Annotated in this window: 18 protein-coding genes; 6 read left to right on the top strand and 12 right to left on the bottom strand. The window is 38.0% G+C overall.

Annotated features, from left to right (window positions below; all coding sequences use genetic code 11):
• The first annotated feature begins 573 nt into the window (after positions 1 to 573).
• A complete protein-coding gene (locus tag ANA_RS23445) occupies positions 574 to 1,878 on the top strand; it encodes a GUN4 domain-containing protein (RefSeq protein WP_015079134.1) in 1,305 nt (434 codons plus the stop codon).
• Between the two features lie 147 nt (positions 1,879 to 2,025).
• Here the strand turns inward: ANA_RS23445 and ANA_RS05860 are convergent, their stop codons facing one another.
• The 3 genes from ANA_RS05860 to ANA_RS05850 form a co-directional block, all read right to left on the bottom strand.
• Positions 2,026 to 2,589 (bottom strand): YHS domain-containing (seleno)protein, encoded by a 564-nt coding sequence (locus ANA_RS05860; protein WP_015079133.1) that lies wholly within the window; start codon positions 2,587 to 2,589, stop codon positions 2,026 to 2,028.
• 412 nt (positions 2,590 to 3,001) lie between these two features.
• The gene (locus ANA_RS05855) at positions 3,002 to 3,451 is read right to left on the bottom strand and encodes a hypothetical protein (protein ID WP_015079132.1); all 450 of its coding nucleotides are present in this window, start codon (positions 3,449 to 3,451) and stop codon (positions 3,002 to 3,004) included.
• 54 nt (positions 3,452 to 3,505) lie between these two features.
• Entirely contained in the window at positions 3,506 to 5,554 is a 2,049-nt protein-coding gene (locus ANA_RS05850; protein WP_015079131.1) for an FHA domain-containing protein, read from the bottom strand.
• 220 nt (positions 5,555 to 5,774) lie between these two features.
• Here ANA_RS05850 and ANA_RS05845 point away from each other — a divergent pair, with 220 nt between their 5' ends.
• Entirely contained in the window at positions 5,775 to 6,560 is a 786-nt protein-coding gene (locus ANA_RS05845) for an HAD family hydrolase (protein ID WP_015079130.1), read from the top strand.
• Positions 6,561 to 6,571: 11 nt separating this feature from the next.
• Here ANA_RS05845 and ANA_RS05840 read toward each other — a convergent pair whose 3' ends face one another.
• Positions 6,572 to 7,204, bottom strand: a complete 633-nt coding sequence (locus ANA_RS05840) for a tetratricopeptide repeat protein (RefSeq protein ID WP_015079129.1) — start codon at positions 7,202 to 7,204, stop codon at positions 6,572 to 6,574.
• An 81-nt stretch (positions 7,205 to 7,285) separates the two neighbouring features.
• Between ANA_RS05840 and ANA_RS05835 the strand changes: the two genes are divergently transcribed.
• Positions 7,286 to 8,461 (top strand): DNA double-strand break repair nuclease NurA, encoded by a 1,176-nt coding sequence (locus ANA_RS05835; RefSeq protein ID WP_015079128.1) that lies wholly within the window; start codon positions 7,286 to 7,288, stop codon positions 8,459 to 8,461.
• Positions 8,462 to 8,623: 162 nt separating this feature from the next.
• Here the strand turns inward: ANA_RS05835 and dacB are convergent, their stop codons facing one another.
• The 6 genes from dacB to ANA_RS05805 form a co-directional block, all read right to left on the bottom strand.
• Positions 8,624 to 10,087, bottom strand: a complete 1,464-nt coding sequence (gene dacB / locus ANA_RS05830; protein WP_015079127.1) for a D-alanyl-D-alanine carboxypeptidase/D-alanyl-D-alanine endopeptidase — start codon at positions 10,085 to 10,087, stop codon at positions 8,624 to 8,626.
• 1 nt (position 10,088) lies between these two features.
• Positions 10,089 to 13,346, bottom strand: a complete 3,258-nt coding sequence (gene dnaB, locus ANA_RS05825) for a replicative DNA helicase (RefSeq protein ID WP_015079126.1) — start codon at positions 13,344 to 13,346, stop codon at positions 10,089 to 10,091.
• A gap of 108 nt (positions 13,347 to 13,454) precedes the next feature.
• On the bottom strand, positions 13,455 to 13,913 hold the full coding sequence (gene rplI / locus ANA_RS05820) for a 50S ribosomal protein L9 (protein WP_015079125.1): 459 nt from the start codon (positions 13,911 to 13,913) through the stop codon (positions 13,455 to 13,457).
• 231 nt (positions 13,914 to 14,144) lie between these two features.
• The gene (gene gloB / locus ANA_RS05815) at positions 14,145 to 14,918 is read right to left on the bottom strand and encodes a hydroxyacylglutathione hydrolase (RefSeq protein WP_015079124.1); all 774 of its coding nucleotides are present in this window, start codon (positions 14,916 to 14,918) and stop codon (positions 14,145 to 14,147) included.
• Between the two features lie 325 nt (positions 14,919 to 15,243).
• On the bottom strand, positions 15,244 to 15,624 hold the full coding sequence (locus ANA_RS05810) for a hypothetical protein (protein WP_015079123.1): 381 nt from the start codon (positions 15,622 to 15,624) through the stop codon (positions 15,244 to 15,246).
• 46 nt (positions 15,625 to 15,670) lie between these two features.
• Positions 15,671 to 17,368: an ABC1 kinase family protein gene (locus tag ANA_RS05805; protein WP_015079122.1), complete on the bottom strand. Its 1,698-nt coding sequence runs from the start codon at positions 17,366 to 17,368 to the stop codon at positions 15,671 to 15,673.
• 398 nt (positions 17,369 to 17,766) lie between these two features.
• On the opposite strand from ANA_RS05805, the gene ANA_RS05800 reads away from it, so the two are divergent.
• Positions 17,767 to 19,029, top strand: coding sequence for an FAD-dependent hydroxylase (locus ANA_RS05800; RefSeq protein ID WP_015079121.1), 1,263 nt, complete (start codon positions 17,767 to 17,769; stop codon positions 19,027 to 19,029).
• A 423-nt stretch (positions 19,030 to 19,452) separates the two neighbouring features.
• Here ANA_RS05800 and lysS read toward each other — a convergent pair whose 3' ends face one another.
• Positions 19,453 to 21,036 (bottom strand): lysine--tRNA ligase, encoded by a 1,584-nt coding sequence (gene lysS / locus ANA_RS05795; protein WP_015079120.1) that lies wholly within the window; start codon positions 21,034 to 21,036, stop codon positions 19,453 to 19,455.
• A 56-nt stretch (positions 21,037 to 21,092) separates the two neighbouring features.
• The gene (locus ANA_RS05790; RefSeq protein ID WP_015079119.1) at positions 21,093 to 21,452 is read right to left on the bottom strand and encodes a VOC family protein; all 360 of its coding nucleotides are present in this window, start codon (positions 21,450 to 21,452) and stop codon (positions 21,093 to 21,095) included.
• 210 nt (positions 21,453 to 21,662) lie between these two features.
• Between ANA_RS05790 and ANA_RS05785 the strand changes: the two genes are divergently transcribed.
• Both ANA_RS05785 and ANA_RS05780 read left to right on the top strand, forming a co-directional pair.
• Positions 21,663 to 22,037, top strand: coding sequence for a GIY-YIG nuclease family protein (locus tag ANA_RS05785; protein ID WP_015079118.1), 375 nt, complete (start codon positions 21,663 to 21,665; stop codon positions 22,035 to 22,037).
• A gap of 7 nt (positions 22,038 to 22,044) precedes the next feature.
• Positions 22,045 to 22,251 (top strand): hypothetical protein, encoded by a 207-nt coding sequence (locus ANA_RS05780; protein WP_015079117.1) that lies wholly within the window; start codon positions 22,045 to 22,047, stop codon positions 22,249 to 22,251.
• Positions 22,252 to 22,771: the final 520 nt, after the last annotated feature.

Below are 22,771 nucleotides of genomic sequence, written 5' to 3'. Positions count from 1 at the left end.
AAAAAAGCCCAAGCAGATTTTATCTAAAAAAATTGTACAAAAAATAGTTGAGAATTTCAAGCCCTGAAATTAACTTTTTTCGTCAGCTTATTGATAAAATTCTCAAGATTATTGAGAATATAGGGTACTTGTGCTTTTTTGCTGAAAAATGATTTGAATAACTTATTAGATATATTCAGATGATAAGAATCATTGATAATGATGCGTTACGCTGTCGCTAACACACTCTACCTAAATGAATCTCATTTTACCCATAATCCTTGATCATGGTGCATTACTATTGAGCGAACCCCAATAGACATAGACCTCTGGTGAAAATGAATGTAGAGACGTTCTATAGAACGTCTCTACAAGGGTTTCAAACCACGCACATTTAATTACCGGAGATGTCTAATCAAATCCCCAGTCGGTTTTAACCGACTTGAGCTTTCAGACAGGGAATTTATTCCCTGGCTGTCTGGCTGTCTAAATCTAAATCAAGCTTTTAAAACCTTACATCTTTGCATGAGGTAGCAAGAAAGGGTATTATAAAAAATAGTATATAAAAAATAGTATTATAACAGACAAAGGACTATGAAATTTTCCCAGGGATTAGGAGTAATTCTAGGGACAACAACCCTAGCTTTAGTACAATACCAACCCGTATCTGCATTAACTCCTGTGGAAGTTAATGATATCGCTAAACCAATTACCGTCATGATTGGAGGATTAGATGGTAAGGGTTCAGGAGTAATTATTGCCAAAAATGGTAATACCTACACTGTGCTAACAGCCAATCATGTGGTTAAAAAAGCGGGATATGGTATTTATGAGCTTATCACCCATGATGGGCAAAAATACCAGATGGAAAACAAAGCTCAAATTGTGGGAAAATTAGATTTAGCCCTAGTCAGATTTACCAGTTCTCAAAATTATCCCCTTGCTAAAATTGCTGATTCTCGGACAGTTAAAGAGGGAGCTACCGTATATTATGCAGGGTTTCCGGCTGAAACCACAAATCAACCGCGTAATTATCGTTTTATACGAGCCGATATAACAGGCAGGAGTCAAAATCAAGAAGGGTATGAATTATCCTATAATGGATCAGCTTTACCGGGGATGAGTGGAGGTCCAGTATTAAATGAAGAAGGTCTTCTAATTGCTATTCACGGTAAGGCAGAAACCCAATCTATTATAATTCAAGGTGTTCAAAGAACTGAAATTGTAGGAGTTCAGGGAATACCAACGGAAAAATTCCCCAATTTAATTAGTAATATTCAAAATAATATTCAAAATAATACCCAAGCTAATACCCCTCGTAATAATCCTAGTCCTAGAACTGAATCTAAACCTGTCACATTAGCTAATACCCCTCCTAATAATCCTAGTCCTACAAATGAACCTACACCTGTTATATTTCAAAAGTTAGAAGCATTATTAAAAGCAGGAAAATGGCGAGAAGCAGATTTAGAAACTTGGGCATTGATGAAAAAGTTAACTAAACGAGAACAGGAAGGATGGTTAAGACTTGAAGATGTGAAAAATTTTCCCAGACAGGAATTGCGAAAAATGGATCAATTATGGGTAAAATATAGTAATGGCAAGTTGGGCTTTTCTGTACAAAAGCAAATTTGGCTGGACTTGGGTGGTAAATTAGATGGAGAACCCGACTGGGATACTTTGCAGAAGTTAGGCTCCCGCGTTGGTTGGAGACAAAATAATGAATGGCTCAGTTACGATAGTTACACCTTTAGTACAAATGCACTACCGGGACACCTGCCGGGATGGGGGAGTTGGTGGGGTAGGGGGAACAGTTGGGGGGTGATGGGAGGGGAGGGGGTACAGGGTACTTTGGCGGGGGGGGGGAGGGGGTACTCTTTTCTCTTCTCTAGACTATAACCCATAAGCGTTACACAAGATTACAAGTATTTCTTATCAAAAAATAAACAACCGATTTATTAGGCTTTGGGGATTTCATTACCTGTTAGCCTGCCAGATCCCCGACTTCTTTAAGAAGTCGGGGATCTAAAGTAGGACTAATGCTCATTAACGGCGAATTTTTTTGGCTATACCAGGCCAATTTTGATCAGCTTTTTGAATATTTCCAGGAATGTCTTTTTCCCAGCGTTTTTGAGTGTCCAAATTAACATTTAAGTACAACTTACCGTTGACAATTTTCCAGGCATTAGGGTCAATAGGTGCAGTATATCCTCTACTGACAGCCCAAGCACAAAATCCTCCATATTGAGGAGCGTATTTTTCAGGATTTTTAATAAATAAGTTGCGGTTTTCGGCTGTGGAAAATCGCCAATTTACATTCTGCCATTTATAGGTGAAATTAGCATTACCCGGAATCGGTTTTCCTTGTTGAAAATAGGCTACAGCATCAAAACCTTTTAAAACAAAAGAGTCTTGGACATTAAACACCTTAGCAGCCAGCTTTAACGGGGTATTCTGCCCTTGAATAGCATTTGGAGCAAAATTACCATTGGCAGCGGGTTGAAGGCTGGGAATAACGGTTGTAGTGGTTGCATGAGAACGACAACCTAAAGTTAATCCCACCATGAATATTGAGGAAGTAATGAAAGCGAGAAAGTTCTGGTGATTCATAAAAATGTTTATTTGTTTTAGGACAATATCAGGTTCTTACCCCACCCTAACCCTCCCCTTGCAAAGGGGAGGGAACTAATTTTTCCGGTTTCCCCCCTTTACAAGGGGGGACTAAGGGGGGTAAATTCCGGTTTCTTTACAAGCTACGGTGTACACACATCTCTAGACAGGATGCTAAACGTTATCCGATCCCCCTAAATCCCCCTTAAAAAGGGGGACTTTGAAGAATTTAGCCCCCCTTTTTAAGGGGGGTTGGGGGGATCTAAACGTTGTGGGGCAACTCTAGAAGACTTGTGTGTACACCGTAGCCTTTGCAAGGGGGGACTAAGGGGGGTAAATTCCAGTTTCCTCAAGAGGGAATTTTTTGAACAGATGTTAAATGGAATTATGGAAAAGTGGGAAGAATAAATCCCTAAGAAATTCTCGGCCATTTGCCAATCCATTCTCCACCGCGAAAACGCCACCGGGGAAATAATAACCGCATGACTACCCAAGCAGATAAATAAATTGCTAACCAAACTAAACCATAATGTTGAATAAATCTGATTAAATCAAATTCACTTTTAGGAATATGCGGTAAACCGATATTGGCAATTATTAAAGCCAGAAATACCCCTTCTATAACTCCTGCATAAAGTTGAAATACTCCAGGCCAGTCATGGTCCCACAGATATTTTTGCAGAAAATCATACAAAACATCCCAAGCAATGCCAAATAAACCTACATAAAACACAACCCAAAAGTAAACTAAGTTGGAGGCAATGCCTAAATATCCCCCATAGAAAAGCAGAGAAACTAACATTCCCACCGTTGCTAACAAAAAAATTCGCGTTTGCCAACGTCCGAATAAAGTTGGAGTCATAATGTTGTTAGAAATGTTGTTAGAAATAATGTAAATTAAGGTTTTTGAAAGCAATTAAGGTTTTTGATTCAATGCCCATTTTAGCCATTGCCAAAGGGAATAAATTCCCTGAATATAGCGGACTCCTGGAGCCTTTGCAGCCGCCAATGCTTCCATAGAACGATGGGCAGCATATTGTAGTCCTAAAAATGTGTCTACGGGGGCGTAGGGACCGCCTAATGTGATAATTCCTGCCCCATATATGCGAGAACGATTATTTCGCAGTTTTTTGATTTCAAAGTTGTTTTCTACATGAAAACGTCCTTGTGGGTTTAGTTCTAAATCGTAATGCAGTATTAGGTCTTTTAAAAATGGACTTTCTAAAGGATTGGAAATCAATCCTGTACAGTCAATAACAAAATCAGCAGTTAGGGTTTTTTGACCTTTGTTAGTGACTACATGAGTAATAACTTGACCTTGGGAATTACGTTCTAGTTTTGTGACTACACCATAACGAATTTCATACCATTTCTGGGCTATTCCTTGACGAATAATGTCGCGCCATTTTTTACGACTGGCTGTGGTTGTTCCCCCCCAACCCTGTAATAATTCCCGTCGTCTTAACGGGTCAGCGGCTTCTAACATTGTCCGCATATCACCGCCCCAAGTTCCTTTTGGCCAGTTAAAAGGTTGAAATTCCCAATCATTTTCTACATAGCGTTTAGCTTGCTCAAATTGATTACCTTTGCGCGGTTCTCGGTTTAAATGAATTACCTGAATATTCCCTTGCATTTTTCGGGCTTCATACAACCTTTCTAATATTTGTGAGGCGACAATTCCCGACCCTCGAAGGACAATAGTACCGCCCTTTTTTTCTAATTGTTGGTAAATATGATCATGGGGTTCATAACCTTGAACTACAGTTCTCTTATTTCCTGTTTCTTCGGGATATTGTTGACGATATTGTTCTAGGTCTTCTAGTAATTTAATTGCTGGATAACCTGTGCAGAGATGGACATATTTAGCTAATAAAAATTGGTGATTTCCGTCTTCTTGGTTGGAAGTAGAATAGGCAATACAATAACGCCCATCTTCTGTTTGTCGTAGACTACGAATACTGCCATATTCTAACATTTTACCCCAACCAATGCGCTCCCCTTCCCGGTCCATGGACTCAAATACATCTTTTCCACGAGGGGTGTAAGTATCTGCATAAACAGGTTCGGCAAAAACTTGCCACAAAAATCCTAAAGCTGCACCAACTTGTCCAGAAAAAAAGGATTTCCAAGTATCTCTTAAAGCATATCCTGGCCATCCCCAAATATTATCAGGACAGGAATCTGAACCAGAACGAATCCGTTTATGTCGGGGAATTTGACAATTTTTCAGTAGGCTTTCATAGCGCTTATAAGGTTTGTCTTGAATACTCAAAACTTTAATATTTTCCGGTTTAACCCCCGCAATTCTCAACATATCCACCCAAACAAAACTGCCCATTCCTCCCCCGCAGGCCACATATTCTGTTTCTCTGACTAAAATACCACTGCGACGAATAGCTTCCGGGGAAACCTTTTCTCCATTCCAAAAGTTGAGATTATAGGGAAAACCCGCAGGTTGACTAGGTACAGCGTCGGGAGTTTGCTGTTCTAAAGCATCCGTATAAGGGTTAAAAATGATGGATGATTGAGAATCTGGTAATTTCCCCACCCTAGATACGGGAATAATCTCAGATTGGGGGTTAAAAATTGTGGAATTATTTTCCAATACAACGGTAGCATTCTCATCCTCAGATCGAATGAGAATAACGGTAATGGTATGATTACCTATTCCCAGTCTATCCCCACTGTTTAAAGTCCGACGTTGATTAAGTAGCTTTTGACCGTTAACTTGAGTCCCATTGGCGCTCTTGTCTTCTACATAAAGCTCATTGTTGTCTAAGGTAATTTGAGCATGAAACCGAGAAATTTGCTTATTAGAGTCCAATAAAACTACAGGAGACACCGTTTCACCATTGAGGACGGCAGGAAGTTGAGTTATATCTCGTCCGATAGCTACCGGCAGGGTAAAAACCTGTTCTTCCTGCTCCTCTGTCAGTTTATTTTCGGAAATCAGCTTGATTTGCATGGTTTTGATGCTCCTATTTACACCTTAATATCTGATGGTCTGACTCGGTTTGAGTCAATTGATACTATTAATACATCAATATTTTCCCCTATTTCCATAAAAATACCGAAAAAACCTTAAAAAAACTTTATTTTTTATTCCCTATTTCATAGATTAATCGCTACATATCCAGAGATGAAGATGCGGTAAGCTAACAAAAGCAGTTTTTAACCTCAGAACAATGACAGCAAATAGTCCCACGATTTTGGCTTTAGACTTTGATGGAGTGGTTTGCGATGGACTAATTGAGTATTTTGAGGTAGCGTGGCGTACCTACTGTCAAATTTGGTCGCCGATTAACGATACACCACCAGATGATTTAGCTTTAAGATTTTATCGTTTACGTCCTGTAATTGAAACTGGTTGGGAAATGCCCGTTTTAATCAAAGCCTTAATTGAGGGTTTTTCTGATGATCAAATTCTCCAATCATGGACAAACATCACTCCCCAAATTTTAGCAGCAGATAACCTAGAAGCAAAAGCAGTTTCGACAAAATTGGATCATTTACGAGATGAATGGATTCAGACAGATTTAAATGGTTGGTTAAGTCTCCATAGATTCTATCCAGGTGTGATAGAAAGACTCAAAATAACTCTTAAAAGTGAAAGACAGTTATATATTGTCACTACCAAAGAAGGGCGATTTGTCAAGGAATTATTACAACAAGAAGGAGTTAATTTACCACCAGAAAATATTTTTGGGAAGGAAGTAAAACGCCCAAAATATGAAACTTTGCGTGAATTAATCAAGAAAGCAAATATCCAAAATGTAAGTTTATGGTTTGTTGAAGATAGACTGAAAACTTTACAGTTAGTTAAACAACAATCAGACTTAGATCATGTCAAACTTTTCTTAGCAGATTGGGGTTATAACACTCAACCGGAAAGGGAAGCTGGCAAAAATGATCCACGTATTCAGCTAATATCACTTTCCCATTTTGCTCACGATTTTTCCACCTGGTTGTAAATCGAGTAAACCTAGATCCCCGACTTCTTTAAGAAGTCGGGGATCTTAATCTTTTGAATTAAATCAATTACCTCTTGATAATTAGAAATTCTTTTTTGTTCTTTAAATAAGTTAGCTGCTGTTGTCAAATCAGTAATTGCTCCCTGTTTATCACCCAAGGCATTGCGAGTAATACCTCGATTTTGGTAAGCTTCAGGAAAATTAGGATTAAGAAGTAATGCTTGATTGAAATCTGCGATCGCACCTTTTAAATCTCCCAAATCATGACGAGTAAATCCTCGATGATTGTAGATACCAGGATAGTTAGCATTAAGACTGATTGCTTTGTTATAATCTGCAATCGCCCCTTTTAAATCTCCCAACTTATAGCGAGATATTCCTCGTTTATAGTAAACTTCAGGAAAATTAGGATGTAACCGTAAAGCCTTATTATATTCTTCAATAGCCCCTTTTATGTCTCCAAATGTATGACGGTTAATTCCCTGATGAAAATATACTATAGCCTCTTTCAGATCAGATTGTGCTAACAGTGCTGATTTTATTCTAAAATCGGAAATATTTGCCAAATTCTTAGCGCTCACCTTTGGACTATATAATATAGTTCCTAATATAAGAGTTGTAATTGTTAATTTCCATTTTTTCATGACGCTATTTTTCCAATTATTAGCATACAGTTATTAATTATATGGCATTTACTTACATCAACACAAATAGACTCAACTAATATGCTTGATTTAACAAAAATATCGAGACAAATGCAAGGTTTCAGTCAACATTTAACTTCAGAAGTGGCTGCAAGTCATCAGCGGTTAGAGTTAGCACAAGAATATTTAAAAAAGGCCTTTGAGTGTCAAGAGGAGTTAGTTAAACGTCAAGAAGAATGGCGAAATCGGATTATTTTTGCGAATGCTACACCCATTGAACCTCTCGAAACCTGTATTACTATTCCTGTTCCCCCCAAAGTTCATACTGTTATTTCTACAGATGGTTCGCAAATTGCCCCCAATCATCACGAAATTGCGTATTGTTATTTACTGAATATCGGCAGAGTTGTTTTACACTATGGTCAAGATCTTCACCCAGTTCTCGATAGTTTACCGGAGGTATTTTATCGCCCTGAAGATTTATATATATCGCGTCAGTGGGGCATTAGAACAGATGAATGGATGGGTTATCGGCGCACAGCCTCTGAGGCTACAGTATTAGCGGAACTGGCTTGTAGTACCAGGACAGAAGCCCCAGTCTTAGCAATGATAGATGGTTCGTTAATATACTGGTTTTTAGATCAGTTACCGATGGATGCCAGGGATATGATTTTACCTCCGGTTTTAGAAGCTTGGCAAAAACTCCAACAAGCCCAAATCCCCCTCATGGGTTATCTTAGTGCCTCTCGTAGCACCGAAGCCACCAACTTTTTACGCTTTTTAGCTTGTCCTCATCCTGTCCCCGATTGTATTGCCCATTGTCCCAATCAACTAGAATACGTACCTTGCAAAAAATTTGATACTTTGCGCGATACAACCATCATGACCACCCAACTTCAACCTGGACAAAGAGGACCATTATGGCGGAGTAATGCCCGAATTTTAGAATTGTATGACGAGCAAATTATTTATTTTTGTTACGTCCATGTCGGGACGGAAATTGCCCGGATTGAAGTTCCTGCTTGGGTTGCAGAAAATTCCATCATGTTTGATCAAGCACTAGGGCTAATGTTGGCACAGGTACATAAGGGGTATGGTTATCCTGTGGCGATCGCCGAAGCGCATAATCAGGCTGTAGTCAGGGGTGGTGATAGAACCCGGTTCTTTGCCCTTTTAGAACGACAAATGATTAAAGCTGGGATCAAAAATGTCGGGATTTCCAACAAAGAAGCAAGAAAACGGGGTAGTATTGCCTAAACTCAGGTTGTACATGGAGTTTATCTTTTTGGTCATTTTGTGCGAAAGTATAGATATAAGTAAGTCATGGAATAACGAACCACAGAGGCACAGAGAACACAGAGAAATGGGGGTTTGAGAGATATTTTGCTTAAGTCCTGTCATTTACTCAACTCAATTATTTTAACACCGCTTTAATTCAGATAATAAAACTACAATTTCATCTATTGCTGTTCTCATGACTTTCCCCGGTTGTTCAGATTGATTTACCATAATACTAAAAACCAAGGGTTCATAATTGGGTGCGTTCATATATCCAGATAAAGCAGAAATTCCTGTCATTGAACCTGTTTTTGCTTGCACTATTCCCGCAGCCGCAGTATTAAGAAACCGATTTTTTAGACTACCTTTGACACCAGAAATAGGTAAAGAAGCCCGAAAAACTGCTGCTTGAGGTGATTTATCAATTCCTTGTAAAAGTTGTACCAACGCTGCTGGAGTCGTTAAATTTTTCCGAGATAAACCAGAACCATCTACAATGACATAACCTGCTGGTGCAACTCCTAATTGAGTTAAAGTTTCTCTGACAACTTGTAATCCGACATCAGCCGTATTTTGATTTTTTTCTTCTGGTTTCTTAATAGCTAAACTTCTGAGTAAAGCCTCAGCATATAAATTATTACTATTCACATTTGTCTCTAGTAATAATTCCGATAAAGGTGGAGATTCTACTGCGGCTATTTCTTTGTCATTTTTACTCAGATTACTACTCAGAGTTTCTTTAACTGTAATTCCCTCTTTAGCTAAATTTTGGCGAAATTGTCTGATAAAATTAGCAACTGGATCAAATACGGCTAAACCTGTAATCTCTGGCTGGGAATTTATAGCCAATTGTCCTTTGATTCGCAGAATTTGTCCTTTTAAGTCACGATTTACTTCTACAAAACTGGGTTTATCGGCTTCAGTAGTGACGGAATTATTTTCAACTTTCCAGTGATATGTTTCTGTAGGATCATTCCATTGAATCTTTAATGGTTGTCCAATAGTTTGGGGTAAAGAAGTTAAAATAGAAGCATTTTCATTGACAATTAGACTATTAACAGGTGCGCCATAATCAGCCTGTATATCTTCCCATTCCCAACTGGAATTAACTACTTCACCTTGAAAATAACTATCATCAGCAATTAACTGATTAATTTGCCGAATTCCCTGTTGATATAGTTGTTTCGATAATATTGTTAATTGAGCATTTTTGAAACTAGGATCTCCCCTTCCCACTACACGCAAAACACCATTACCTTCATCATAAATAGAGGTACGAATCCGAAAATCTGCCCCCAATTTTTGTAATGCTGCTGCGGTAGTAAATAGCTTCATATTAGAAGCAGAAATAAAATATTTTTGAGAATCTTGACTATAAAGAATTTTTTCTGATGATAATGGTTTAACTAAAATCCCCCAACGGACTCGACTAAATTGAGGATGATTGATAATAGTATTAATAGCAGATGATAATTGAGCAGGACAAATTTGTTTAGTAGTAGTAACTGGTGTAACAGGTGTTTGGGCTTGGGCTATTTTTTGAATACTACCAATATTAATAGAAATAAATAGTAATATCAAACTGGCATAATTTTTTTTTAACATATTACCAATTATTATTTGGTTTAGCGAGATTTTTAAACTTTGTAAATTGTGGATCAAATAATAGTTTAATTGTTCCTGTTGGTCCGTTCCGATGTTTAGCTATGATTACTTCTGTAACTCCCCTCTCTGGGGTATCTGGTGAATAATATTCATCGCGGTATAACATCATTACTATATCCGCATCTTGTTCAATTGAGTTATGAACAATAATATTATTAGCAATAAAATTATGTAATTTATCAACTGTTAAATCAAATACTTCTTCTTCTCCATCAGGTATAATTGAAACAATTTCATCCCAGTATACATCACTGTTGGCAAGGGCAATTAATTGTTGATTCAAATCTAATTCATCTAATCTTTTCCAACCATTAATAGTTAAAAATTTATGATTACCAGTAGCACGAATTTTTCGACCTAATCGAGTTGTTAAGGTAAATACCGATTTCATGCCTGTGGAAAAGGCATTACTCACAATTGCTTTTTCTAATTGCATTGTTTTTTCATTTAATGCCCAAACTGCAAAACCAAATTTACCTACTAATTCTTTAATTGGTATTTGTATTCCACTATCAGCTAATGTTACTAAAGTATCTCCTGCTAAACAACCCGATTCTCTCAAATCAGATAACATTGGGCGTTTATTAGTTCTTGCTTCTACTCCACGACTTAACTGTGATAAAGCAATTATGGGTACAGATAATTCTCTTGCTAAACCTTTTAAAGAACGGGTAATTCTTGATAATTCTTGCACACGATTATCACCTGCACCTTCCATTAATTGCAAGTAATCAATGACTATTAATCCTAAATTTCCATTTTGTTCGGCTTGCAGTCGTCGCGCTTGACTTCGCATTTGTGTGACTGTAATATTTGACGTATCATCAATAAAAATTGGCGTGTCTGAGAGTTTATCAATGGCACGGCTTAAAGGTTCCCATTGGGTTTGACTAATCCGGCCACTTCTTAAATAACTGCTTTCAATTCCGGCTTCACTAGCTAATAGTCTTTGTACTAGCTGTTCTTTGGACATTTCTAAACTAAAAACAGCCACCGGTAGTTTATAACCAGCAGCAATATTATGAGCGAGGTTAAGACAAAAGGCGGTATTGTGAACACAAATATCATTAGCAATAAAGTTGTGTGTTTCGGGAATTGTTAAATCATAAACTTGTTTGTTACCAACTGATTCAATAGAAATAATTTCATCCCAATATACATCACTATTTGCTAATTGCTGAAGTGGTAAATTGTCTAAAGCCGTGGCTAAAATCCATAATCTTTCCCTTTTTAATGCCCGTTTACCGACATGAATATTTGTATAGCTTTTAATCCCAGCCCGTTGAGCTAAACTACTCCAAGTTTCGCTACCTTTAGCTACTGCTATCTGTTCCCAAATTTCTACAGGTATCAAGTCACGATTGGTTTGATATCTTTTTTGAGATATTGCTTCTGTAACTTTTGCTAATGCTGCTTCTTTGCCAAAAATGCCAATTTCTGCAATGAAGTTTTTGATAGATATGGCATCAGTAATATCTAATTGCCATGCTGGTCTGCGGGTATTATTATATTTTACAGACCTTTTTTTCAAAGCAGCAATAATACCAAATCTTAATAACAGATGTTGAATTTGTCTTGCTAGTTTTTCGCTGACTGTACCATAACCTAATTGTGATTGACCACTATTGAGTAGGGTAGCCCAGCCGTCAGTGGCAAAGAGACGATTTAGGAATAAGGATAATTGTGATTTTTCTAATTTAAATACAATATTTGGGACAGTTTTAGTATGAGCATCTTTGCCCCATAAACCTAATTTTTCTAACCAAACTGTCAAAGCATTTTTACTCGATTTACTGATACTAGCGAATCCATGAGGTGCAAATTCTTCTGACTTAATTTCCAGAGTTTTACATAATAACTCAAAAGTGTCATAATTTGGTACACATTCTCCTTTTTGCCACATACAAAGTAAAGATGGCGTTACTCCTAGTTCATTGCTCAATTTTTTAGCAGTTAATGAACGAGAACTAATAGCAATTTTGAGCCTTTCCGCGAAAAGCTGTCTTTGAGTGGCAATCAATTCTAAATCTCCACGAACACATAATGAAGGTGTCCGTTGTCCTTGGGAATCTTCCCATCGTACTGATAAACCACCAAATTCAGTTACTGCTTCAGAAAAATCTGTTTGCAATAATGGGTTGCTGTTTGTAAATCTAGGAGTGCTATTAGTTAAACCACCATCACCAATTAAATAACCTAATAATTTGACTTCACACTCGCGGATAGTTTCTGTCCCAAACACATCTATTTTACGAGGGATGGCAATCTTATTTCCAACTTGCAAATTTTCTAATCTTTGCCAGCCTTTAATAGTTAAAAATGGGTGAGTGATTGTGGTTTCAATTACCCGACCTAATCGAGTTGTGACGCGGAAAACTGGTTTAATTCCATCATCTACAAATGCAGATGGTTGGGTAAAGGTAAATTTCCAATCATCATTTAAGGTTAATAATGAACCTTGACGTTGCTGATATAGTTCTTCAATTGTCGCAATTTGTCCATCTGCTAAGACGATTTCTGAATCATGGCTGAGGCATTTTCCCATTGACGGCCTCCCAGCAACGATAATTAAATCAGAACGCTGAAAACCGCTAGTCATGGCATCTAAATCATAGAAACCACAAGGTATCCCCGGTAAAGCAATGCCTTGATGACGAGTTTCAATATCTTGAAAAGTATTAATTAAAGTGTCACCAATATGAACCAATCCCGATTGGGTTTTTTGTTGGGTGACGTTAAAAACTTTTTGTTCGGCACTATCAAGAACAATTGGTAATTCTGTTTCTGTTTCAAAACCAAGATGAACAATTTCATTCCCGGCTTTAATTAATTGCCGACGCAGGTATTTTTCCATGACTAACCCTGCTAAGGCATCAATATTGACGGCAGAAACTGTCCGGTCTACTAATGTTGCTAATTTATTTCTGCCACCAATTTGTGTTAATTGATCATTGTCTGTCAACCAACTAGTTATAGAAAGTAAGTCTGTGGGTTTTTGCTGGGTATGGAGACGCAGGGCGGCTTGATAGATGGTTGTATGGGCGCTAATATAAAATGCTTCCGGAACTAGGCGATCGCTCACTCGACCAATTGCCTCTGGATCTAGTAGAATACCTCCTAGAATCGCTTCTTCTGCTTCGATGTTTTGAGGTGGGACGCGATTACTACCATCACCTTGAAAACTTAGTTCTTCAGCCATAGAATTTTAAATTTTAGCGATTTTGGATTTTTACCTAATCATCCAAAACCGATAGGAAAATATTGATAACCACAGATATATCATCTGTGGTGATTAATTAAGTCACCGTTAGTTAGAGACGACTTCAATGTTAATTACTGCTGTTACTTCAGAATGGAGTTTAATTTCAGCTTTGTAAGTACCCAATTGGCTAATATCGGGAATAGTGATCCCACGACGATCTATTTCTAGACTAGCTACTGCTTGAATTGCATCTGCAACATCTTGAGTAGTAACTGTACCGAAAATAGCCTCATTTTCACCAACTTGCTTGGCAATTTTTAAACCAGCAATATTTTCTAAAGCTGTTTTTTGCTCAGTTGCTTGTTGTTTGAGTTCTAATTGTCTTTGATATTCTTTCTCGCGTCGGCGTTCCACTTGTTTGAGCAGACCGGGTGTAGCACGAGCGGCTAAACTCTGGGGGATGAGGTAGTTACGAGCATAACCGGGAGCTACTTCTACCAAATCACCGAGTTTTCCCAGCTTGGTAACATCTTTTGTTAAAACTAATTGCACACGTTTCGCCATTGTTTTTCGCTTTTCTTGGTAAAATCTTCGTTATTTGGGTGTCATCAGAGTGGCTCACAAAATTGTAGCTTGATCCTCAGCGACTTTGAACATACCCACAGCCTCAAGATTCTAGCGAAGTTTGGGGAGCGATCGCAATACCAAATGTCAGAAATATCAAAAAAGGAGTTGAGAAGGGACACACAAAGAAGATAACCAGAAAATTCTTAACCACTGACAACTGACAACTGACTAAAAATTATCCTTCATCCCTCGAATCCGGGCAAAGGTTTGGACTCCTTCTTTACTTTTCGCTATTGCTTGTAGAGATGGTTCTTCCCAACGTAAAAAAGGATTTGTGAGTTTTTCCACTCCTAGTATTGATGGAACTGTCGCTTCATTCCCATCCCGTTGAGCTTTAACATCTTGGTAGCGTTTTTGTAAATCTGCATTTTCAGCATCCACAGTCACCGCAAAACGCAAATTGCTTAAAGTGTATTCATGGGCGCACCAGACGCGAGTATGATCAGGTAAAGCCCGGAGTTTAGTTAAAGAATCTACCATTTGCCCCGGTGTACCTTCAAATAAACGACCACAACCTCCCGCAAACAATGTATCACCACAAAACAATTCTCCAGGCTCTCCTGGACTTGCTGGGGGGAAATAGTAGGCAATGTGAGCGCGAGTATGTCCAGGTACAAAGAATATATTAGCAGTGCGATCGCTAAATTGGATGCGATCGCCTTCCTGCAAAAACACCTGTTGTCCCGGAATTCTCCCCCGATCTTCCGCACCTCCATAAACTTTCACATCGGGAAATTCCTTCATCAACCCCGTATTTCCAGCCACATGATCGCCATGATGATGAGTATTAAAAATTGCTACTAAATCAGCCTTGAGTTTCGTCAATTCCTCTAAAACTGGTTGTGCTTCCGCAGGATCAACAACAGCCGCAATATTCCGCACTGGATCATGCAGTAAAAATATATAATTATCTGAAAGTACCGGTAAACGGATTATCTGCATTAGCTTTTTCTCCTCAAAAACTATCATCAGTAATAGTAAGTTGCTAGTTATCTAGTTGGTAATTGGTGATTGGTAATTGGTGATTGGTAATAAGATACCTATTTTCTCCATCCTGTAAATCCTTTAATCCTGGAAATCCTGATTCAGACAATGAATTTAATTTCTTTATCCTGTTAATCTTTGAATCATGGACATCCTGATTCAGACAATGTATTTTTCCATCCTGTTAATCTTTGAATCATGGACATCCTGATTCAGACAATGTATTTTTCCATCCTGTTAATCTTTGAATCATGGACATCCTGATTCAGACAAGATAATCTTACTAAGACCAAGAATCTAAATCCAAAGACTGCATTCCTTCGCTTTTAACATAATCTAGCAAACCTCCCAACTGCCGCCAAATAAAGAAACAAGTTAGCAGACTCATAGGTAAACCGATACTTAAAGCCATTCCTAAAGGAAACCCAAATATCTCAAAACCAGAACAAAGAAATAAGCAAGAACCACCAGTAATACCAATAAATGGTACTAATAATTGTTTATAAAAAGAACGGGTATTAGTCTTTTCTTTAGGAGACTTATCCTGTGGCCATTGTTGGACAATTACCTTCAATGTTCCAGATAAAGCTAACCCAGAAGTGAAAGCCGTGAGAAAACCAACTAATAGTAAAAAGTAGGGTGGTTGCAGAGGGTAATAGTACATTAAAACTCCTGGTTGTTATTAAAATTCATTTTTATTTGGTAACAGATTATTTAGCTAAAATAGCTGCTACACCTTCTCTAGAGAACTCTGTTAACAGGCTAATGGCGACATTTAGTAAACGATTTGGGGGTAAATCGTCCTTGACTAAATCCCACAAACTTTGGACTTCTTCTGTGTGCAAACGGTCATCTTCAGTGATAGCTAAAACCAACTGACGACGGAGAAATTTACCCTCTTCGGAAAGGATGAATTCCAAACCCATCTTCGCTGTTGGTAAAACATCGAAATTGCTATCAGTGCGAGCAATAGTAATCAGATTTTCTAACCTTTGCCACTGAAATTTACCATCTTTAAACAACACATTCAATAGCCGTCGCCTTAATGCGGGAGATTCCCCAGTTAATAATCGTCGGGCGATATAGGGATAACCAACTTCCACAATTTTGAAATTGGGGTTTAGACTCAGCGCAATTCCTTCTTGTGTCACCAAAGAACGAATAATTAAAGCAAACTTTGCCGGTACACGGAAAGGATATTCATACATCAATTCCGAAAACTCATCGGTAATGGTTTTGAAGTTGAAATCTTGGACATTTTTACCAATAGCATTTCCTAATACCGCTTCTAATGCCGGCACAATAGGGGCAATATTAGTATTCGCTGCCAAAAAGCCCAATTTGACAAAATCTGCCGCTAAATCAGCGTAATCCTTATTTACCAAATGCACTAAAGCATCAACTAAATTCTCCTTAGTGGTTTCCTCTAATTGATCCATCATACCAAAATCAATGTAAGCCATGCGACCATCGGCCATAGCGAACAAATTCCCAGGATGAGGATCGGCATGGAAAAAACCATGCTCTAATAGTTGTTGTAAACCAGTAGTTACACCTATTTGAATGATGGCTTCTGGGTCTAAACCTACAGATTGAATATTCTGAGTATCTGTGAGTTTAAAGCCATTAATCCATTCTAGGGTTAAAACATGAGTGCTGGTATAATTCCAGTAAATACTGGGAATTTTTACCTGGGGGTCATTACGGAAATTATGGGCAAACTTTTCCGCATTGTGACCTTCATTGATGTAATCAATTTCCTCAAATAACTTTGTACCAAACTCGTCCACAATCAAAGTTAAATCATGACCGAGATTCAGCGGTAGCCAGGGAGCAAGCCAACTGGCAACCCAACGCATGAGATACAGGTCTTTTGTCAGTAACGGGCGTAAATTGGGGCGTTGTACCTTGACTGCCACTTCTTCACCACTGAGTAAGCGACCCCGGTAGACTTGACCCAAACTAGCCGCTGCTACGGGTTGAGGGGAAAGTTCCCGAAAGATTTCGCTAATTGAGCGATTTAATTCTGTTTCAATAATCTGATATGCCAGATCATTATCAAAAGGTGGTAACTGGTCTTGTAACTTGATTAGTTCTGCTAAGAAATCCTTGCGGATTAAGTCGGGACGAGTCGAGAGGGCTTGACCAACTTTAATAAATGTCGGACCCAGATCGGTAAGTAGGGTTCGCAACTGGGTAGCGCGTTTCCCTTGATTTTCCTCTACCTCGTCTTGCCAGTCGTCCCACTTGAGACTGAATATAAATCCGGCAAAAGACCAGATTATTCTCAGTAGTCGCCCCCATACTAACCAGGGACGGTAGCGAAAGTGACGACTGGTAGCCGCGCTTGCCCAGGGCAACGCTTCTGGATTATACTGCTTTAATTCATCAGATTGATACTGACCCACGCCTTTATTTGCCTCTTCAACTGGGAATTGTACATCGTCGCTTTGATTCTGAATGCTAACTTAGTTGTTGGCACAGGAAAATGGTACTTTTTAGTTTAGAAAGAAACTTTAACCGGATCTAGGCGCAATAGGTGAAGAAATAAGCCTATTGATCCTAGATTTATTGATCTTTTTCTTAACTATACTTTATAAAAGTACAAACTTTTTGTATGTATTTGGGGTATTTTATCTTTTTTTAATGACTAAAGCCTTTCCATAATGTAGTTAATTTTGACACCACCCAGTCAGAAATATCAATCAGCTATGCAAATAACCAGCAGTGAAATCCAAGCTATGCGGGAATTAATGCCAGATTATGCGTCACAATAATAATTAAAACTATGTAATTTATCTTCACAATGTCCCTCTCCCAGCTTACCCCCACTCTTTCCTCTCCCCACACCCCCACAGAAACCTACTGGGGATATGATTATGATTTGGTTATAGTCGGTGGTGGAATTGTCGGTTTAACCTTAGCCGCTGCTTTGAAAGACTCTGGTTTAAATATCCTCCTTATTGAAGCTAGAGTGGCATCAGCCGCAGTGGCTAAAGGACAGGCTTATGCTGTACATATGCTGTCCGCACAAATTTTCCAAGGAATTGGTTTATGGGATAAAATTCTCCCTAATGTTGCCAAATATAACCAAGTTCGTCTCTCTGATGCTGATTATCCCGATGTAGTCAATTTCCAAACTGCTGATTTAGGGACACCAGAGTTAGGTTTTGTAGCGGAACATTATGCACTGTTAGAACCGTTACAGGAATTTGTGCAAAGTTGTCCAAATGTAACTATCTTGTGTCCAGCGGAAGTATTAAGTACGCAAAATGAAAGAGATATAGTTACTATTAATATCAAAATTGCCGACGAAAATCGGATAATTCGCAGTAAATTGTTAGTCGCTGCTGATGGTTCAAAATCTCCCATTCGTCAAGCTGCGGGCATTAAAACTAAAGGTTGGAAATATTGGCAATCATGTATTGTGGCCTTTGTGAAACCAGAAAAATCTCACAATAACACCGCTTACGAAAAGTTTTGGTCTAGTGGTCCCTTTGCCATTTTACCTTTACCGGGAAACCGTTGTCGCATTGTTTGGACTGCGCCCCATGAAGAAGCAAAAGCTTTGTGTGCGTTGAATGATCAGGAATTTTTAGCGGAACTAACTAAACGCTATGGTCAGCAAATGGGGAAATTGGAATTATTGGGAGACAGATTTATTTTTCAGGTACAGTTAATGCAGAGCGATCGCTATGTTCTCCCTAGATTAGCATTAATTGGTGATGCCGCCCATAATTGTCATCCCGTCGGTGGACAAGGTTTAAATTTGGGGATTCGTGACGCAGCCGCATTAGCTGAAATTATCCAAACAGCACATAAACATCGTCAAGATATTGGCAATATTTCCATTCTCAAGCAATATGAAAGTTGGAGAAAAAAAGAAAACCTCGCAATATTAGGTTTCACCGATTTATTAGATCGAGTTTTTTCCAACAACTTCTTACCAATAGTCATAATTCGCCGTTTGGGTCTATGGATTATGCAGCGAGTTCCCATGGTTAAAATATTCGCCCTGAAATTAATGATTGGCTTAAAAGGAAAAACTCCTGAATTAGCTAAACGGTGAAATTACCAAAACCAAAATATCGTAGGGTGCGTCAGACTCGATAACTTAGCCAGCCATAAATAGATTTTGACATCTGACGCACCTTAGAGGTTGTTTGAAAAGTATTATATGAAACCCATAATCTCCAAAAACCTAACCCCCCTTCCCCCCTTCCCTACAAGGGAATGGGGGTTTTAAAGCCTCTCCCCTGGTAGGGGAGAGGTTTGGAGAGGGGTCTGTTTACACATTAAAAACTTTTAAAACATCCTCTTAGAAGCAATCAAAGAATTTCGTCGAGGGATTTAATGGTTATTCCTCGTTTCCTCGTTTCCTCGTTCCCAGCTTCTACCTGGGAATGCAATCTAGAAGGCTCTGACTTCTGATAATCTAGAGGCAGAGCCTCATAAACCGTATTCCCTGCCAGAGACAGGGAACAAGAATAATTTAAACTTCTAGTTTTTCCTTACCAGCATTCAAAGCCACAATATCTTGCAACCTGGAAATCACAAAAGACTTCTCCAGATAAGACAACAAACCACCAGCTTTTGGACCCTTTTCTTTATTTAAAAAAGATAGATACAAAGCCTTAAAAGCAATTGGTTGTTGAATCCCTAACTCCTTAGTAGTCGAGAAAATTATAGTTTGTAATTCCTCAGCTTCCCAATTAGGAATATTTTGCAAATTCTCCATCAACTTTTGCAAATAAGCAACTTGTTCAGAGTTCAAATCATTAGCTTTATCAGGAACTTGTTCCAAATACAGAACTAACTTTTCTTCCTCATCTGCATAATCTTGTAACCACAATTGTGCAGCAGCAATTCTTTGATTAATAATTTCCTGATCATACTCAGTTAAAGGCTGTAAACTACGTTGGACAACCTCATCCTGAATATTTAAACGCGGAACTTGCAACAAAGAAATCAGGGTACTAAAATCAAAAGGTTGGAAAGTTTTAACTTCATCCCCTAGCTGGGCGTAAAATAACGGCATTAATTCCTCCGTTAATTCAGGAGATTTAGAATACTTGTTGATTAAAGTATCGTAATCTCTAAATAAACGAGTAGTAGTTTCATAATTTGGCGCGAAATTAATTACAGTTCTTGGCTGAGTTCGCAACATTAAAAAGCGTAGTAATTCCGGTGGAAGTAAAGCCGCAATTTCTTCAGCACTCGAACCAACTCCCTTAGAAGAACTCATCTTTGTCCCATTTACCAGAATAAATTCATAGGGAGAATGGAAAGGAGGTTGCTTTTGTAAAACCTTGCGACTAATCGCATTAGCAACATCACGAGAACCACCTTTTTGAGAATGATCCTTCCCCGCCATTTCAATAGTTACACCCAACACATCCCACTTAGCCACCCATTCAACTTTCCAAGGTAATTTACCATTACCATTAAAAGGAGAAACCCAGCCAGAATGTCCACAACCTTTTACATAATCAGTTGCATCAGGTTTGCAGGTGTAAAATACTTCTGAACCGTTATAATCTGTCGTGACAGTTGTGGCAATCTTACCGCAATTTTCACAAATAACTTGAAAAGGATACCAGTTATTTGGACGGTCAGCTTTGCTTACTTCCTTATAAGCTTCTCTCGCCAAATGGGCATTTTTTAAGAAAGTGTCAATATAGGAATTAAGTTTTCCAGAACGATATAAATCGCGGAGAAAATAAGTTTCTGGTTTAATTCCTAAATACTCGAAAACTTCAAAAAATTCACCAATGAAATATTTAGCATAATCACTAGCATCATCACCAGGAGAAGGCACATTACACAGCGGAAAGCCCAAATAAGGAGAAAACTTTTCCTGATCTAAGTATTTTGGAACTGTATCCAGTGCGTCATAGTCATCCACACCATACAAGAACTTAACGGGCTTACCTGCGTGTTTCAATGCCCGGTAAATCACATCATGGATAACCACACCCCGCAAAGATCCAACGTGTACTCTTCCTGATGGAGTCTTAGAATCATTAACTACCTGGTAGCCTACTGCATCAGCAGCGATTTTATCAGCCCAAAACATTTGCTATTTATCTTTTCACAATCTACCCATTTTAACTTTTGTCATGGAGAATAATCTCATTGTTGACTAAGTTCAATAATATTTCTATCTGGATCTTTAATAAAAATCGCCGCGCGACCAGAAGCACTAGCTTGGAAAGGATAGTTTTTAGTGATTAACTCATCTTTCACAACCTGCAAATCAACCACAGAAAAAGCAATATGAGGATTTTGCCCCCATTTTTCCTGTTGCTTATCAGTTGGTACAGTAGGTGCAACAATCAGATGCAGTTGATAATTACCAATTTGATACCAGACACCGGGATATTTTAAAGGACGTTCTATTTTATTTAATCCTAATATCTGGCTATAGAAATATTCGGAACGTTCTAAATCAGTAATTAGGATAGCAGTGTGAAGACTCTGTGTAATTTGCATTTTTTGTTAAAAATATAGTACAATTTTATCTGTCAAATTAGAACTTATGTAATTGATTAAAAATATATAAAGAAATACGACCTATATTTTTTATTAAATCATTATCAATTTTGACATTTCCTTTCCTAAATATGCAATTTATTTTGTACCACTACTTATTATAACGTTAAACTGTGGAATAATTCTTGTGGAATTACCCTAATTGTTTTTATGTCCGCAAAAGAATCTGATCTAAAAATTCAGGCTCAAGTAATATTAGATGCAATAGCTTTTACTCCCTTTGAGCAATGTCAACCCTTAAACCGCAGGTTTGATAACATATCTCGAAGTCCTGGTATTTACGCTATTAGACACAAAACGGAAGGATTACTTTACATTGGTAAAGCACAAAATCTACGTAGTCGTTTCAGTGGAGGTCACAAAGCTTTTTTATGGGCATGGCTAGATAAATATAGAGACGAAGATGTGCGTATTGCAGTACAAGCAATTTCTCATTGGGAAAATCCTGGGCTATTATTGGAGTTAGAAGCAATTATTCTCAGAGCTACTGAACCTCCTTACAACGTTCAAATACCAAGTGAGTAGTAACATTATGCAAGTAGAACTTTTAGAGCAACTTTCCGCTACTGATGCTAAAATTATCTTAGAACGCTTACCAGAAAAAATCAGAGTAGCTTTAATTGCTCGTGCTGCTGAAATTGACTATCCAGTAGAAGCTATTATTGAAATGGCGATCGCTAGTTTCCTAGATAGCGAAGCATTAGGTTTCGCAGACTGCAAACCAGGACGAGGACAATAGCAAACAACAAATATATATTAGTATTATTGAAAACTAATATATGGTCACTAAAATCATATACAAATCTGCAACTATTTTAACTGTTGTCATGGAGAATAAAATCATTGTTCCATAAATTGACTCAGTTCGATAATATTGCAATCGGAATCTTGAATAAAAATTGCAGACTCTGTATAATCTGCCTTTTTTTGTTTTGTTAAAATCAGTAAATTGACTTAAAACCGATAGATTTCAGTTAAAGATAATTGTAGGTTGGGTAGAACAAAGTGAAACCCAACATTTCTAAGATTTTGTTGGGTTTTGTTTATTAACCCAAATTACACATATATACGCGAAAATGAGCAAGTTTTGACGATCAATGTAGAATAAATACCCGGACTAAATCTTGTGGTGCGGACATCCTGCCCGATATAATTATACAAATCAGCCTCATAGCATACTAAAAAATTTTTTCAACCACCTTGACTATTTGTTACTAATCGTAGTAAAATATAACCGTATTATATGATCTAAAGAATCT

The sequence above is a fragment of the Anabaena sp. 90 genome, assembly GCF_000312705.1.
Lineage (GTDB): Bacteria > Cyanobacteriota > Cyanobacteriia > Cyanobacteriales > Nostocaceae > Dolichospermum > Dolichospermum lemmermannii.
Note: the sequence above shows the minus strand (reverse complement) of the source record. Positions and strands in the feature narration are given on the sequence as shown.